The sequence below is a fragment of the Fibrobacter sp. genome, from assembly GCF_017545445.1.
Taxonomy (GTDB): Bacteria; Fibrobacterota; Fibrobacteria; order Fibrobacterales; family Fibrobacteraceae; genus Fibrobacter.
In genome coordinates this window covers 1-15,704 of the sequence record NZ_JAFWOM010000026.1, presented here as the reverse complement: position 1 = coordinate 15,704, position 15,704 = coordinate 1, and the positions used below count along the sequence as shown (strand labels likewise).

The window sequence follows — 15,704 nt, the reverse complement described above, 5'->3', positions numbered from 1 at the left end:
CTGGCACAAGGTCTTGTTTGATCTCGGCCTCGTCTCTACCGACGAACCGTTCCAGAAACTCTTCAACCAGGGCATGATTCTCGCCTTCGCTTACGAAGACGCCGCTGGTTCCAAGGTCCCGACTGACGAAGTCGAGGAGAAGAACGGCAAGTTCTTCAAGAAGGGAACTGACATCGAGCTCAAGCAGATTGTGGCGAAGATGAGTAAGTCCCTGAAGAACGTCGTGAACCCCGATGATGTCGTGCGCGACTACGGTGCCGACAGCCTTCGTTTGTACGAAATGTTCATGGGTCCGCTCGACGCCGTGAAGCCGTGGCAGACCAAGGGCATCGAAGGCATGAACCGCTTCCTCGGCCGCGCCTGGCGTTCCGTGGTGGGCGACGATGATGCCGCTCCGGTTTACGTTGACGAAACCGCTCCGGAAGCCATCGAGAAGGTGATGCACCAGACCGTCATCAAGGTCACGAGCGACATCGAGAACATGAGCTTCAACACCGCGATTAGCCAGCTGATGATCTTCAACAACGAAATGATGAAGATGGACAAGCGCTACCGCGAACCGTGCGAAACCTTCGTCAAGTTGCTGCACCCGTTTGCCCCGCATATCGCCGAAGAAATGTGGAGCATCCTCGGTCACAACGAATCGCTCACGAATGTCGCCTGGCCCGAAGCCGACCACTCCAAGGCCGTAGAAAACACCGTCGAAGTCGTGTTCCAGGTGAACGGCAAGGTCCGCGCCAAGGCCTCTGTCGCCAAGGACATGGACAAGGCCGCCCTCGAAAAGCTCGCCATGGACAACGACCGCGTGAAGGAATTTATGGCTGGCAAGACCGTCGTGAAGTCCATCGTCGTGCCCGGCAAGCTCGTGAATATCGTGGTGAAGTAAAAACTACGTCATTACGAGAAGCCGAAAGGCGACAAAGCAATCCAAAAAGCATTAAAAAGGCGTTCCTTGCGGAATGCCTTTTTTGTATGGAGGGGGAGATTTCCCCCTGGTTCGCACAGCGTTGCTCTCCACCCTCTCTAGCGGGTGCTCATACGCCGCACCCGCAACGCCCGGGCTTTTTGTCACCAAAAAATGTCCCCAATAATGTCACCAAAGAATCGTAAGTTCGGAGAAAAATGTCGCAAGTTCGGAGAAAACTATGCCGCGAGGTCTGAGAAACATTACATTTTGAACAAGTCGCTATGCGTGCCGGTTCGGGCAAGAGTTAGAATGAGTGCATCGCCGGATATCTTGTATATCAATAACCAGTCTGGTTGAATATGGCATTCGCGGAATGTAATCCATTCGCCTACTAGGGCGTGGTCGTGATGCTTTTCTTCCAGTTTTTTCCCTGCGGCCAACTTGTCAACAACATCTTGCAGAAGGGCCATGTTCAGTCCCTTCTTTTTGGCTTGCTTAAGGTCTTTTCGAAATTTTGATGTGGTCTTGATTTCCATTAATCGTCCAGGATGTCCTTGATCATTGCTTTCGCGTTTTTGTAAGACTTTGCTTTGCGTTTGCCGGACGCAATTTCATTAGCTTCTGCCATAGCGGCAAGGGTATCGTCATTTGGCGTGTCGAGTGCGATTTCAAACGGAATCCTGCGGAGCCTGACGGATTGCTTCAAGAATACGGTTATTGCCGTGCTCATGTTCATTCCGAGCTCGTTGAACAGGTTTTCGGCCTGAGTCTTGAGTTTTGAGTCGATTCTTGCGCTAATTGTATTCATTGTAGTTTCCATGATGTACTCCTTTTTACTAGAATATATATAAATTTTAGTAAAATAGCAATACATGGTAGTAAAAATAACCTCTTTTACCCTCCACAAAACATAAGCGAAGCTACAATCCCTACGATAATCAGGAACGGAACGATCTTCAGCAGCAGAGTGATGGCGCATGCGTCTCCCGCATCGCCAGCCCCCAAAAGGACCAAAATTCCCAGAACAATAAGGAATGTCGTCAGCATAGAACCTCGCCTTTACAAATATATATACCGTAAATGTCAGATTATGACAATCGGGTGTTTTGCAATGAAAAAATGGATTTTTTGGTTGTTTTTTTCGGCATTTGTTTGTTAATGATGTGCTTTTTAAGATTATATTTGAGGAAATCATCTTAAAATGGACTTCGCTTTCTTTCAGGAGATTTTTATGCCTATCGGTTGGAATTTCCCAAACAACAATCATGGAACGATTAATGGTATTGGCGACGCCGGTATTGAAACGTTTAAGGGTGCTTTATATAAATCGTTGGCGAGAGAAATATGTCAAAATTCGCTAGATGCGCGTCTAGATGAAGGAAAACCTGTTGTTGTTGAATTCCAACTTACTGATGAACTTAGAACGCGAATACCGGATTACACACAATTGTGGGAGGCTATACGCAAGTGTAACCGTTTTTGGACAGAGCAAGGAAATCAGCGTGCGATGGATTTCTTTAGTAGAGCTGATGAATGTACTAGGCTCCCGTTGGTTTCGATTTTACGCATTAGCGACCATAATACAACAGGATTGACTGGTTCTAGGGATTCCATCAACACTCCTTGGCAAAATCTTGTTAAGGCATCGGGCGTGTCCGGAAAGGATGGTTCTGCTGGAGGCAGTTTTGGAATAGGGAAGTCTGCTCCGTTTGCTTGTTCTGAAGTAAGGGCTATTTTTTACTCTACATTGGATAAGTATGGATTAAAAGCTTTTCAAGGAGTTGCACGATTAGCGTCATCTCCCGTAGTAGAGTCATCAGATCTTTACACAACAGGTGTTGGGTATTATGGGGATATTGAAAAAAATACAGCGCTGGAGGAATGTCGTTCTTTAACACAGGGATATACGAGAAAAGATAGTGGAACTGATTTGTTTGTTTTGGCCTTTATAAAAAAGAAAAATTGGGAAAATGAAATTATTAAGGCTGTATTAGATGATTTTCTTGTCGCTGTTTTTAATGAGGACCTTGTCGTTTATGTCAATAAGACATGTATCTCGAAAGATACATTACAGGGTTTGTTAGAAAGAATAAAAGAAGAGTGTCCTGACATATACAACAATTACCTTGTAATGACAAAACCTACTTATCAGGAAAATCTTGATTTTGAAAATATGGGTAAAATTTCATTACGCGTACTTATGGGGAAAAATCTTCGACGAAAGGTGATGATTTGTAGAAAGAATGGAATGCGAATATATGATCAGAAAAAAATATCTACAATCATTGATTTTGCTGGCATCTGTATTCTTGAAGATGAAAAAGTCAATGAGTATTTTAGGAAAATGGAAAATCCACAGCATACTAGATGGGAACCTGATCGACATACAGATAAGGATGCGGCCCTTAAATTTAAGGCGCTTAAGGATTTAATACGAAATTACATTCTTGATAAAGGTGCACGAGCAACAGTTGATGAAACTGATGCTGAAGGCGTCGGTGAATATTTGGCTGATTTTGATGAGAGCTTTTCTAATAATGAAGAAAAGAGTGAGCAGGTTTCAGACCAAAATATGGATATTGAATTATTTGACTCCCCAACAAAAAGTATGCAAAAGGGTTTTGAAAGAATGCCTGGTGATGGTACTTCGTTTGAAGAGGGCTTGGGCGGTATAGAAGATTATACGGGTGGTGAAGATGGTGAAAAGGATTATCACGATGATGACCCGAACAAAACACATGAAGGTAACTCTTTTGGTAAAAATGATGGGCCAGGTCAAGGTTCTGGCGGATTAAGTGGCTCGGGAGAAATTCGAGAAACTGGCTCGCGGAACGGGGATAGCGATCAGATGATGAAAACGACTTATAATGTTAGAATGATGTCTATCCGCATGATGGAATTGAATTCGGCTAAGAATGAATATTTGCTGATTTTTACGCCAGAGAAAGTTTCTGGAAAAGCTTTTTTGCAATTGCAGCTCTCGGGAGAACAACCGGGGAAAATTCCGCTCAGGGTTGTTAAAGCGAAAAATAAAGAAACAGGAGAAAATCTTCTTTGTAATGGAGATCGAATCCTGTTTGACACAATTGTTCCTCAAAAGAAATATAAAATTGAATTTTCAATTGATTATGCGGAAAAGTGTTCGATGGAGGTGAATCTTTATGGATATACGCGCTAGATTATACCCATATCCGGTATTATCTGCTGATACCGATGATTATATTGACAGCGAATTTTCCTTCACGGTCGTTCCCCAAAAACAATTGACGGAAGTTAGTCTTGATATAACAATATCGTTGAATAATGCAGAACTTCAATCAAGAATTGACAATGACGATGCTGTTATTTTAATTCACATAGAATGTTCAAAGACGAGTTTTCGCAAAGCGATAAAAACAACGGATATGCATAAAGTCTTACTGATTTCTAACAAAAGGCTGAACGGAAATGTTTCAATTTGTTTGTTTGTGGTTGCAGCAAAGGACTTGGTTGACTATTCAAATGGTAAATTCAATGAAGATTATGAAGGGATGTCTTTCAACATTGAAAAGGGAAATATACTTGCCATTGGCGGACAGCGTATTTTACAGGTGACAAAGGAAGCCGAAGAGTTGTCTAAAATACCATCTATCTTTACGATATGCCGAGCTATGTCGGATAATGAAGATGAGGGTATGCAGATAGATCTCGACCGTGATAAGATTGTTATAACTTTATGTGATGATGCTTTTAAGAACTATAAACTATTGTGTAACTCTACAAGCAAGTTGCCCATTTTTCATGCAATGGTTATTATTCCAGCCCTAATTTATGCTCTTGAAAGTATTCGTAAAGATGGGATAAATGCCTATGAGGGGCGAAGATGGTTTAAATCTATTCGTCGAACTCTTGAACGAAGCGATATTAAACTCGATAAGGATACTCTGGAAATGAAACCGTCGTATTATCTTGCTCAGAAAATGATGGAATCTCCTGTAAATAAAGCCTTTTCGGCAGCCGTTGCTGAAGTAGATTTGGAAGATGAGGACTAAAGATGAAAATTCATTTTCTTAAAGAATCTAGCCTTGAAACACTAAGGAAAAACATTCATGCGAATTTGAACTGCTATAAAAATCCATCTAACGAATGGATTGCAGATGCTTGTGGTGAAGAACCTTTTGTTGAGTTTAAAGCGGAAATTTCAGACTTTGAATTGAAATTTGATGTGAATGGGGAAGCCAGTAAACAGGATGTTGAAAATGCGATAAAACTTTACGACGCAATGAAAAACTTGAGCGATACGCAGGCAACAGACGAGCGTTTGTGGGCTGGAATCTGCCATAATGATTTTTATGGTTTTCTCAATAATCGATGGCAAATGAGTAAGCCGGGAAAGCTAAAAGACAATGAAGTTGAATCTAGGTTTTTCTTTGCTTGGAACTTGAAAAGAGGTTTATTCCTAAATTCTCTTGCAAAATTATGGTGGTGCGCCCGTTTGACTTATAATGAAAAGCTTGAAGATCCGTTTTCTCTAACTAGGTATTTTGCTGATGACTTTACAACGAAAACGCTAATGATTTTTTCGAATAATTTTATGGCGAATAAGAATATTGTAACAGGGCTAATCACTGCTTTGCAAAAGCTGGAAAAAGAAAACTTTGTTTTGCCAAATCAAAAGAAGAAACGTGAAGTGTATTATGAGGCAACTCGATACTTAAATGTTCTTGGTGGCACAAGTATTTTAGATTTTTTCAGTGCTGAGGAAATTGAAGACCGAGTCATTCGACATCTCAAAGCGATGTAGAACAGAATCTGAAATAATGTCTAAGAAGCTTTCGCTTTAGGGATAGTGACCCCTTGGGGCGGCTCTGTGGTGCCGTTTTATGAGGTTGGGCGGGAACGGAGTGAACCGGGCGACCCATAAAATATAGCCCGACCCGCACGAAGTGCGGGGAACGCCCAAATGCAAATCTTTCCGACGAAGTCGAAGAAAAGAACGGCACAGCTGCGAAAGGCGAGTGCCGCGACGGGGTGCTTGCACACCGGCATGATTCTCGCCTTCGCTTACGAAGATGCCGCGGGCTCCAAGGTCCCCACCGACGAAGTCGAAGAGAAGAACGGCAAGTTCTTCAAGAAGGGAACCGACATCGAGCTCAAGCAGATCGTGGCGAAGATGAGTAAGTCCCTGAAGAACGTCGTGAACCCGGATGACGTGGTGCGCGACTACGGTGCCGACAGCCTTCGCTTGTACGAAATGTTCATGGGCCCGCTCGATGCCGTGAAGCCGTGGCAGACCAAGGGCATCGAAGGCATGAACCGCTTCCTCGGCCGCGCTTGGCGCTCCGTGGTGGGTGACGACGATGCTGCTCCGGTTTATGTTGACGAAACCGCTCCGGAAGCAATCGAAAAGGTGATGCACCAGACCGTCATCAAGGTCACGAGCGACATCGAGAACATGAGCTTCAACACTGCGATTAGCCAGCTGATGATCTTCAACAACGAAATGATGAAGATGGACAAGCGCTACCGCGAACCCTGCGAAACCTTTGTCAAGCTGTTGCACCCGTTCGCTCCGCACATCGCCGAAGAAATGTGGAGCATCCTCGGTCACAACGAATCCCTCACGAACGTCGCCTGGCCGGAAGCCGACCACTCCAAGGCTGTGGAAAACACCGTCGAAGTCGTGTTTCAGGTGAACGGCAAGGTCCGCGCCAAAGCCTCCGTCGCGAAGGACATGGACAAGGCCGAACTTGAGAAGCTTGCTCTTGAAAACGAAAGAGTGAAGGAGTTCATGAACGGCATGCAGGTTGTCAAGGCTATTGTTGTGCCTGGTAAGTTGGTCAATATCGTCGTCAAGCCGGCGTAATATTGAGCCTGCCCCGGACTTGTTCCGGGGTGAAGTCCATCGTCGTGCCCGGCAAGCTCGTGAACATCGTGGTCAAATAACAGTTACGTCATTGCGAGGAGCCGAAAGGCGACGAAGCAATCCATAAACATTTAGAGACCGTAGCAATAAACCGCTGCGGTCTTTTTTTATAAAAGGGGAAGTCTCCGTCTGCACGCCCTGAAACAAATCAAAAAACGCAACCTTAACAGTTGCGGCATTTCATGTGAACAGTTCTGGCAAATAGTTAGACCGTCATAACACAGGGCTCGTTATATCCTGCTAATAACGAATCGTGTGTCAGCAAAATTATCCCTTCTGCTTTTGCTTGGGCAATGAGCATTCTGTCGAACGGATCCTTGTGCGATGGTGCGTTCTCGTCTCGTTTTAGTTTTTCATTGTCAAGAAGAGTCCAAAGAGCGATGTGCGTGTCCAGTAAGACTTTCATCCGTTCACCCCGAACATTTCTGCGATTTCGTCATTGCAGGAATCGATATTGTCGGGGATGGAAAACTGGCCTTTAGCGATACCGAATTTTTTCACATTCCGCTTGACGGACGTGTTTAGCGATTTCTGTAGAATGAAATCGATAAAATCAGAAACTTCCCCTACATATTCTGCTGGGATGGCCTTGACTTTTTCTTGCAGCAGTTCGATAGGCATAAGAGAAACCTCCTTTCTAAATATACCTTTTTAGTTGCTCAAAATGCAACCCCTTCCAAGTTGGGTTAGCCCGTTGACTTTACAAATTGCGCCAAATTTGAAAAAATCACCCTCCACAAAACATAAGCGATGCCACAATTCCCACGATAATCAGGAACGGCACAATCTTCAACAGCAAGGTGATGGCGCAGGCGTCCCTTGCGTCGCCGGCCCCGAAAAGGGCCAAGAACCCAATCCAAAAACATTAAAGACCGTAGCCTAACCGCTGCGGTCTCTTTTATATAAAGGGGAAAGCCTTCCCCTGGTTCGCACTTTGTTGCTCTCCACCCCTTCTAACGGGCGCTCAGTCGTCGCGCCCGTAACGCCCTGGCTTTTGTCCCCAAAAAAGAACCTTGCTGGGTGCGCATTGTTAAGAGGCGTGCAAGGTTTTCTTATTCATAAAAGGCATAAATCAATCTCGTTTGTCAATGGCTATTCGTAAAGTTAGGATGGTCTGGGCAATGTTACAATTAGGAATATGCTATTCTTAGGTTTGGTGTGCAATAGCTTGCAAACTTCTTACGCGATAGGTCTGCATTTCTTAAAAGGATTTTCAAAAAACTTGACTGGAAGCGTCTTGCAGGCAAGCCTTTACAACACAAAGTAATTGACAATGTAAAATATACGGCTCTATATGTTGGCATTGCTGCTGGTAAGGATGGTATCCTTGGTCGTTTCAAATAGCATATTGAACAAAACTAAATCTCAAGTTGCTCAAAAACAGTGTTGAGATAAATTCCAACTCTCAAGAAAAATTGAGCGATATGCGAAAAACGATTTGTTCTGTAACTTAAAACACCCCCGAAAATAGCGGGGTAAAGATCTCAAAATTTGATTTGGATGCGATGAGACGCTTGCTCAACATCGGTAAATTTAATCAAAGGAATCCCTATGAACACCTATGCCGCCATAAGCTGAGTGAATTCTGCAAGTAGCCCGTTTTCTTTCATGGTGCGGATAAGCGCCTTGCGGTAGAGCCCGACGCTTGCACGGGTGCAGCCCATGTGCCTTGCAACTTCGGCATCGCTGTATTCATCGCCTTCCTTGCACAGATCCAAACTGGCCGTGAAATATTCGTACAGCTTGGGGGCGTGCTTGATGGTACGATAGACGAGTTCGACCGCGTCTTGCCAGTCGCAATCGCTTTCGAAGCTGTCGCTGCTAGCGAGGGTTTTGAGGATTGCCAACATGCGTGCGGTTTCGGAATCGTCTTTGATGTTGCGGCCTGATTCCATCGAAAAATCAACGCACTTTTCGCGGTCACTGCGCTTGGAGTTGTTGCGCTTTTCTGTGGCCAAGAACCAACTGCTTTTTTGAGTGGTGTAGGCGATGAAGGGCACTCCCAAATCTAGGTTGAACGTCGCGACGGCATTGTAGAATATGAAGTAAGCGTCGCCTAGCAGATTGTCCTTGCGATCCTTGGGACTAGAACCCCTGAGGCTGAAATCGGAATCCATCTGGTAAGACTTCCCGGCCATGATGCCGATAATGCTGTCTCCGCAGAGTTCCCAGAGTTCGTTGATGGCCTTGTCGCGATCGACCTCGTTTGTGGCGGTCTGGGCGGCCATGATGAGGTTGTTGATGGCGGTGGTGGGGTTGGTGTGCTTCATGAGCGATTCCTTTTGGTGTGTTTTGGGCTGTGGATTTGACGGAAAGACGACGGAAAACCCTTTGAACGAGTCAAAAGGCAAAAAAAAGAGCTGTATGGATTGTATTACGTGGGCGATCCGACTTTTGAATCGGTGCTCGTGGTGACGTTTAGCCCTTTGGGGAGGGCGCCGGAGAATGGAAAGGAGAAAAATTCAAATACTCTCATAACTTCAATTTCAAATATATGAAATCCATGTGTCAAATAATGACGCTCGAAAATACGTGTTTGTAATTTTTTTGTTTACGAACGAGAAAGCCGAAAAGGGACGCGAAAAAACTCTGCAAGCAGCGAAATGGCGCTAAAATGGTGAATTTGGCGGAATTCTCTATTTTTCTTTAACGCTCCAGAAACCGATTTTCTTGCTCCCAGCGCGGACGATGAGGCCCTTTGTTTTGAGCGTGCTGATGGCGCGTTTGACTGTTATGATGGATATATTGAGTTGCGAGGAGATTTCTTGAGCTGTATTATCATTTTTTTGTTTTATGGAATCGAATATTTGTCGTTCCTTGTCTGATAATTCGTTTAAAGTATCATTTAAAGTATCATTTTTCTCGTTTAAAGTATCATTTAAAGTATCATTTTTCTCGTTTAAAGTATCATTTCTGCTTTTTGCAGTCCCTTTTCGTAATAGCGTTGCCATAAAGTAGCCAGAACCCGCTTCGTATTGGACTGGACTTGAACCAGCTTCTTTGCAGATATCGGCGATTCTCAAAAGACCCGTTCCCCATTTTTCGACAATGTTCATCTTTTGGAAAATATCTGCAATTTGCGTGTTGCGAACGCTTGAATAGCCTGCAAGAACTTTTTCGAGGGACAAATCGCCGAAAATACCTCCCGGATTTTGAAACTCGATACGATCGTCAAATACTGAAATCTGGATACAGGAACTGTCCATGTAGTTGCGGTGCAATACGGCGTTTGCCAAGAGTTCGCGGACGGCTTCGGGCGGATAATCATACACGTCTTTGCGGTAGAGACCTTTGATTTGGGCTCCTACATTGGTGTGCCTATAGATAAATTCAAAAGTATCCTCGATTTGTTGGTAAATTGGTCCGTCAAATTCTTTGCGGTCGAGGAATACTGAACGCGTTAAACCTTTGAATCTTGCGCATTGGATTTTGGCAAAGTATAGGTCGTTGGCGGCAAGAAGCCTAAATGCAATACTTGGGAGCAGGCTGCCATCTTGTTCCTTGAGCAAACCCCAGCTGATAAGGTTTTCTACAGAGACTTTCTTGTGGCTTGTGGAACGCTCGGCTATGATCCGTCTCAATTCGTTAATCTGCTTCTTGGTTGCAGGTTTGACGTCCCTTTCTACGATTTCATCGTAGGATTTGTGGGCTCTGTAAAGCATCAACTCGCGGATTTTTTCAGGTTCCGCCTTGCGTGTGGTTGCCCCGACGCGGATGTATACTCCATGACGTTCGCCTTCGGGCTTGAAAAAATAGGGTGGCCGGTCGCCTTTGAGGATTTCCATCACGACAATGGTCTTGTCTTCGATGGTTTCAAGATGCAAGTGAGGAAAAATTTGCGGAGAACAACTGTCGCTGACCTCGTTTGTAATCAAGTCCATGAACTTGAATACGTTTACCGACGGAATACCTGTAATTTTGAGCGTAGAGTCTTCGACGCCGAAAACAATAGAACCTCCTTTGCCGTTAGCAAAGGCAATGGCGGTCTTTAGCCATTTCTTTGGATCTTCTGACAGCTCGTTTCCTTTGAATTCTAAAATTTCGGATTCGCCCTTCTTGATTTCGTCAGCCGTCATTGGTTGTATGCTCCTCGTATTTTGCTAGCCATAATATAAACCAATGAATGGGGTGCGTCAATATCTAGGATTTGCTCGTGAATGGAGGTCGAGGAAGAAAAATCCCCAGTCGTGTTTACATTTGAATTTTCACAAACGATACTTAAATGTTCATTCTTGTGGAGGCTTTCGTGAAACTCTTTTCGTTTAAAATCTTTGGTCGGTCTTTGGGTTCGTGGTTGTTGTGGCTTGCTATCGGCTTTGTCGCTGGTGTGGCAATTTCCGTGCTTATCGACAGGGTGGAGGTAAAATGGAAACCTCCCCGTAATTATGAGCATTGCTCTGAAAAGAATGTCGATGACTATTATTTTCAGAAACTTGAGACCTTTGTAGATCCGCGAGACAGCAACGAATATACGGTGCTGAAGTTTGCGGAGTACAGGGGCTGCGGCATGTCCGAATACGATTCGGGTTTCGTGGCGGGCGGCGATACTGTGACGTTTCACTTGATGTTGGAAAACTTGAGATACAAAACTAGATGGAGCGTTTGTCTGGATTCCTCTTGCGAACGGGGGCGCTATTATGCATTTAAGGGGCGAATCGAAGCGTGTCCTGCGGGTTGGAACATTGCTTCGGCAAGGCAGAATGCGGGTCTCTTTTTTTCAGAAAATGGGCGATTGAGTTATTGGCCTACATTTAGCCCTATTAAGGTCGTGGATCCTTTGGATCCAAGCGGTCTGAAACGCTTGCGTTCTCGCTTGCACGAAAAAAATTGGGGGTTGGTCGATACAGTTGAATTGAATTTGTCTGGATTTTATAATACAGACAAAAGTATTTTTGAACTTGTGGATTCCTTGAGCATTGTTTGGACGGCTGAAGGATTCCCGACCGTGATTGTGCCGAACAATTACACGGAAGAGGAAAAGAAATTAGCGTCATTTGTTTTGACGGTGGGCTTCATGAAGCCTGAATATTATTATCCCATCCGTTGCATCCGTATTGACGATCCGAATCACAAAATGGATAGCCCGAAATCGAATTTGACTACGTATTATAATAACATGAGAGAACTGCCGTACCTATATCAATAAAAAGGAGAGGCGATGTTTTTCGAGAAAAAACGTTGGATATGCGAGGAGGCGGTACAATATTTGCTTTCGTTGAAGCCTATATATTATATAAATGTTATTGCTACTATAGAAGGACGTTCTTGTTCGTACCCGTTCCGCGATGATGCTGGCGCGTTGGTGATTGATTTGTACAAACGAAATGTTGTCAGCGTGGATGTCGATTACATGAAAAATGGTTGTCCGATTTTGAGAATCTACGTGGGGAATGAAGGAATCGAAAAAGCTCGATTTCCGATCATCAAGGAAAAAATCGAAGATTACATGTCGCGGTTCCCCAGCTCTAAAAATAAACCAGAAACTGCTGGACAAAATGAGAGACTGTCTTCGGGTTGCCCTTTGTGACCGCATGAAAATCAATGGGTGTGGCTCGGTCAATCCGTGCAAGCACGGTTGCCGCGACGCTCGCCTTTAGCTATATTTGCGCTAGCTCAAGCAATATCGCCTGGGCGTAAACAATCACCGGCTTGCAAGAGTCGCTTCGGTGGCGCGGTACAATTAATATTGAACTTCGCTTTGTGGCTTAATTGCAGTCCGGGTAGTAACAACCGAAAAGGAAAATATACTATGGCTAATTTGCCTTCCGTCGAAGATCTGCTTGCTGCAGGCTCCCACTTTGGTCACCAGACTCAGCGCTGGAATCCGAAAATGAAACCGTACATCTTGGCAGAAAAGAACGGCATCTACGTTCTCAACCTCTCCAAGACTCGTGACCTCCTCGAAGAAGCCGCCAAGGCCGCTGCCAAGATTTCTGAATCTGGCAAGACCGTGCTCTTCGTTGGCACGAAGCCGACTGCACGTCAGTGCGTGCTCGACGCTGCTGCTGCTTGCAACCAGTTCTCCGTCACCAACCGTTGGTTGGGCGGTATGCTCACGAACTTCCAGACTGTCCGCAAGTCCATCAAGAAGATCGACAAGATCGACGCTATGGAACAGGACGGCACTTTCCAGGCTCTCTCCAAGAAGGAAGTCCTCGACAAGAATCGTGAACGTGCCAAGCTCCTCGACGTGTTCGGTGGTATCCGTGAAATGGTGAACCTCCCGGGCCTTCTCGTCGTGACCGACCTCGCTCACGAAAAGATCGCTGTTGCAGAAGCTCGCCGTCTCCACATTCCTATCATCGGCATCTGCGACACGAACGTCGATCCGACCCTCGTGGACTACCCGATCCCGGCAAACGACGACGCTGTGAAGTCCCTCAAGCTCATTGTGGACTACATCGCTGCTAACGTCAAGCCGCGCGTCGCTGCTGAAAAGAAGGAATCCAAGGAAGAAGTGAAGAAGTTCGACAACGGTGAGGACAAGTAATATGCAGATTACCGCCTCCCTCGTTAACGAACTCCGCCAAAAGACTGGCGTCGGCATGATGCAGTGCAAGAAGGCACTCACCGAAACTGACGGCGATATGGAAAAGGCTTTGGAACTCCTCCGCAAGCAAGGTGCTGCTGTTGCTGCAAAGCGCGCAGACAAGGCTGCTAAGGAAGGCCGCGTCTATCTTATCGAAACCGCAGACAAGGCTGCTGCTTTCGAACTCACCTGCGAAACCGAACCGGTTTCCAACAACGACGACTTCGTTGCTCTCGCAGCTCTTGCTACCAAGGCTGTCGAAACGCAGGCAATCTCTTCCGTCGAAGACCTCAAGAACGCTGTTGTTGACGGCGTCAAGATCAATGACCGCCTCCAGGACGTTCTCGTGAAGATTCAGGAAAACATTGACTTCCGCAAGTTCGCCGAAGTTAAGAAGGTCCCGAATTCCGTGTTCGGTCTTTACAGCCACATGAAGGGCAAGATCGGTGTTATCACTGAACTTGCTTTCGAAGGCTCTGCCGACGAAGCTGCTCTCAAGCAGGCTGCCAAGGACATCGCCATGCAGGCCGCTGCATTCGCTCCGGTTGCATTGAACGATGCTGCCGTCCCGGCTGAAACGATCGAAAAGGAAAAGGAAATCGCCCGCGCTCAGATCGAGCTCCAGGCTCAGCAGACCGGCAAGGCTACCAAGCCGGAATTTGTTGAACGTCAGCTCCAGGGCCGCGTTGCCAAGGTCCTCAAGGAAATCGTTCTCGAAGACCAGGAATTCTTCATGGCTGAAAAGAACCCGAAGAAGCTCTCTGTCAAGGACTACCTCCAGCAGGTCGTTGCAAAGCAGCTCGGTCTCACCAGCTTGAAGGTCGTGAACTTCATCCGCTTCGAACGCGGTAACTAATTAGTAGGCAGTAAACAGTAGGAAGTAGGCAGTTGACAGTGATGTCGCTGCTGAAAACACTGTGTGTCATCCTGCGAAATTAAAATTGGTCGTCCTTTGCGGGACGGCCATTTTTTTTATGGAATCGCAATTCCGACAAAGTGTTTTATTTCAAGAACAGCGAGATTTTGCCGAAATCGAGAATCGTGATGAACACGAAGAAGCTGATGAAGAACGCGGCTGCGACGTTTTGAATAACGGTTTGCGTCTTGAGGCTAAGCGGCTTGCCACGCACTTTTTCGATAGCGAGGAACATGAGGAGTCCGCCATCGGTAATCGCAAGAGGTAGCAAGTTCATTACACCCAAGTTAATACTGATGAGCGCGAGCAACATCAAGAAATCCTGAAAACCGCTCATCCACACGTTACCCATCACGGCAACAATGGTGACTGGGCCGGAGAACGCATCGACTTTGACTTGTCCTTTGAACAAACGCTGGAAATAGCGGAAAATGCTCGTGGTCATTTTCCAGCTTGTGGCACACGTCTTTTCGAATGCTTCAATCGGGCCGCGACGCACAAGATGCGTTTCGCTGAACATTACATAACCCATCTGGATTCCAACGATGTAACGCTTGAATTCTTCGCTGTAAGCGGGAGTCATTTTTACATCAACTTTTTTGCCATCGCGTTTCAATGTTACATTGACTTCAGCGCCCTTGGAACCGTCAATTAAGCGGACAACGTCTTCGTAGCGGGAAATATGTTCGCCATTGATTTCGAAGATGGTATCGCCACGCAAGATTCCCGCCTTTTCGGCAGCGGAACCTGCTTTAGGTGGCAGACGCACAATCACGCGGTTGCGCGGATAAATGCCGATATCGCCGATGCCCATCTTGATCGGTTCCGATGTAGAATCCACCGCCGGAATTACAAGCTCTTGCGGAATTACGTTAACCGTAATCGGTTCGCCGCCGCGATGAACTTCGAGTTTTACGTCGGCCCCGAGACTTACGCCAATCTGTTCGCGGAAATCGTCCCAGCCTTGAGTCGGCTTGCCATTGATGGCGGTAATCGTATCGCCGGGCTGGATGCCTGCAACTTCCGCAGACGAATTTTCAGCCACAAAACCGATGATGAGACTTTTGTTGTCCGGTTCCTGAACGCCCACCATGTAAAGGAGAATCAAGAGGAAAAACGCAAAGACGATGTTTACGAACGGACCTGCAAATGCGATAGCGGCACGCGCACCTACCGACTTCCCCAAAAAATCATGTTCCGCCGGTTTTTCGCCTTCCTTGATTTTGTCCGGGTTCTCGCCCGCCATGGCCACATAACCGCCAAACGGAATTGCCGAAATGCAGTATTCCGTTTCGCCCTTCTTGAAGCGGAAAAGCTTTTTGCCAAAGCCGACCGAGAACGTATTCACTTTGACTTTATTCCACTTGGCAACGATAAAATGCCCCAGTTCGTGGATTGTCACAAGAAAACTCAGAGCCAAAAGCCCCAAAACAAACATCAACAAATT

16 protein-coding genes are annotated in these 15,704 nt (G+C 45.9%); 9 read left to right on the top strand and 7 right to left on the bottom strand.

Features of this window, described 5'->3' with window-relative positions:
• On the top strand, positions 1–886 hold an 886-nt coding region (locus tag IKG78_RS03050; RefSeq protein WP_290939086.1), incomplete at its 5' end, for a class I tRNA ligase family protein.
• Between the two features lie 281 nt (positions 887–1,167).
• Here the strand turns inward: IKG78_RS03050 and IKG78_RS03045 are convergent.
• Both IKG78_RS03045 and IKG78_RS03040 read right to left on the bottom strand, forming a co-directional pair.
• Complete coding sequence (locus IKG78_RS03045; protein WP_290939083.1) at positions 1,168–1,443, bottom strand: type II toxin-antitoxin system YafQ family toxin; 276 nt, start codon at positions 1,441–1,443, stop codon at positions 1,168–1,170.
• On the bottom strand, positions 1,443–1,727 hold the full coding sequence (locus tag IKG78_RS03040; protein ID WP_290939080.1) for a type II toxin-antitoxin system RelB/DinJ family antitoxin: 285 nt from the start codon (positions 1,725–1,727) through the stop codon (positions 1,443–1,445). Before IKG78_RS03040 ends, IKG78_RS03045 begins: the two co-directional genes overlap by 1 nt.
• Before the next feature lie 411 nt (positions 1,728–2,138).
• On the opposite strand from IKG78_RS03040, the gene IKG78_RS03035 reads away from it, so the two are divergent.
• The 4 genes from IKG78_RS03035 (at position 2,139) to IKG78_RS03020 (ending at position 6,752) form a co-directional block, all read left to right on the top strand.
• The gene (locus IKG78_RS03035; protein ID WP_290939078.1) at positions 2,139–4,085 is read left to right on the top strand and encodes a hypothetical protein; all 1,947 of its coding nucleotides are present in this window, start codon (positions 2,139–2,141) and stop codon (positions 4,083–4,085) included.
• The gene (locus tag IKG78_RS03030; RefSeq protein ID WP_109587780.1) at positions 4,069–4,938 is read left to right on the top strand and encodes a hypothetical protein; all 870 of its coding nucleotides are present in this window, start codon (positions 4,069–4,071) and stop codon (positions 4,936–4,938) included. The genes IKG78_RS03035 and IKG78_RS03030 overlap by 17 nt, the downstream gene beginning before the upstream one ends.
• A 2-nt stretch (positions 4,939–4,940) precedes the next feature.
• A complete protein-coding gene (locus IKG78_RS03025) occupies positions 4,941–5,690 on the top strand; it encodes a DUF6339 family protein (RefSeq protein ID WP_290939071.1) in 750 nt (249 codons plus the stop codon).
• A gap of 159 nt (positions 5,691–5,849) precedes the next feature.
• A complete protein-coding gene (locus IKG78_RS03020) occupies positions 5,850–6,752 on the top strand; it encodes a class I tRNA ligase family protein (protein ID WP_290939068.1) in 903 nt (300 codons plus the stop codon).
• A 265-nt stretch (positions 6,753–7,017) separates the two neighbouring features.
• On the opposite strand, the gene IKG78_RS03015 is transcribed toward IKG78_RS03020, so the two are convergent.
• The 4 genes from IKG78_RS03015 to IKG78_RS03000 all read right to left on the bottom strand — a co-directional run bounded on the left by IKG78_RS03015 (position 7,018) and on the right by IKG78_RS03000 (position 10,888).
• A complete protein-coding gene (locus IKG78_RS03015; RefSeq protein WP_290939065.1) occupies positions 7,018–7,218 on the bottom strand; it encodes a hypothetical protein in 201 nt (66 codons plus the stop codon).
• Complete coding sequence (locus tag IKG78_RS03010) at positions 7,215–7,433, bottom strand: DUF2281 domain-containing protein (protein ID WP_072979066.1); 219 nt, start codon at positions 7,431–7,433, stop codon at positions 7,215–7,217. Before IKG78_RS03010 ends, IKG78_RS03015 begins: the two co-directional genes overlap by 4 nt.
• A gap of 938 nt (positions 7,434–8,371) precedes the next feature.
• On the bottom strand, positions 8,372–9,082 hold the full coding sequence (locus IKG78_RS03005) for a hypothetical protein (RefSeq protein WP_290939059.1): 711 nt from the start codon (positions 9,080–9,082) through the stop codon (positions 8,372–8,374).
• Between the two features lie 366 nt (positions 9,083–9,448).
• Positions 9,449–10,888, bottom strand: a complete 1,440-nt coding sequence (locus tag IKG78_RS03000; RefSeq protein ID WP_290939055.1) for an RNA-binding domain-containing protein — start codon at positions 10,886–10,888, stop codon at positions 9,449–9,451.
• Positions 10,889–11,058: 170 nt separating this feature from the next.
• On the opposite strand from IKG78_RS03000, the gene IKG78_RS02995 reads away from it, so the two are divergent.
• From IKG78_RS02995 to tsf, 4 genes are all read left to right on the top strand, one after another.
• The gene (locus IKG78_RS02995) at positions 11,059–11,958 is read left to right on the top strand and encodes a hypothetical protein (RefSeq protein ID WP_290939052.1); all 900 of its coding nucleotides are present in this window, start codon (positions 11,059–11,061) and stop codon (positions 11,956–11,958) included.
• Between the two features lie 12 nt (positions 11,959–11,970).
• The gene (locus tag IKG78_RS02990; RefSeq protein WP_290939048.1) at positions 11,971–12,339 is read left to right on the top strand and encodes a hypothetical protein; all 369 of its coding nucleotides are present in this window, start codon (positions 11,971–11,973) and stop codon (positions 12,337–12,339) included.
• Positions 12,340–12,561: 222 nt separating this feature from the next.
• On the top strand, positions 12,562–13,302 hold the full coding sequence (rpsB, locus tag IKG78_RS02985) for a 30S ribosomal protein S2 (protein WP_173358212.1): 741 nt from the start codon (positions 12,562–12,564) through the stop codon (positions 13,300–13,302).
• 1 nt (position 13,303) lies between these two features.
• Positions 13,304–14,197, top strand: coding sequence for a translation elongation factor Ts (gene tsf, locus IKG78_RS02980; protein WP_290939041.1), 894 nt, complete (start codon positions 13,304–13,306; stop codon positions 14,195–14,197).
• A 145-nt stretch (positions 14,198–14,342) separates the two neighbouring features.
• On the opposite strand, the gene rseP is transcribed toward tsf, so the two are convergent.
• On the bottom strand, positions 14,343–15,704 hold a 1,362-nt coding region (gene rseP / locus IKG78_RS02975), incomplete at its 5' end, for an RIP metalloprotease RseP (protein ID WP_290939038.1).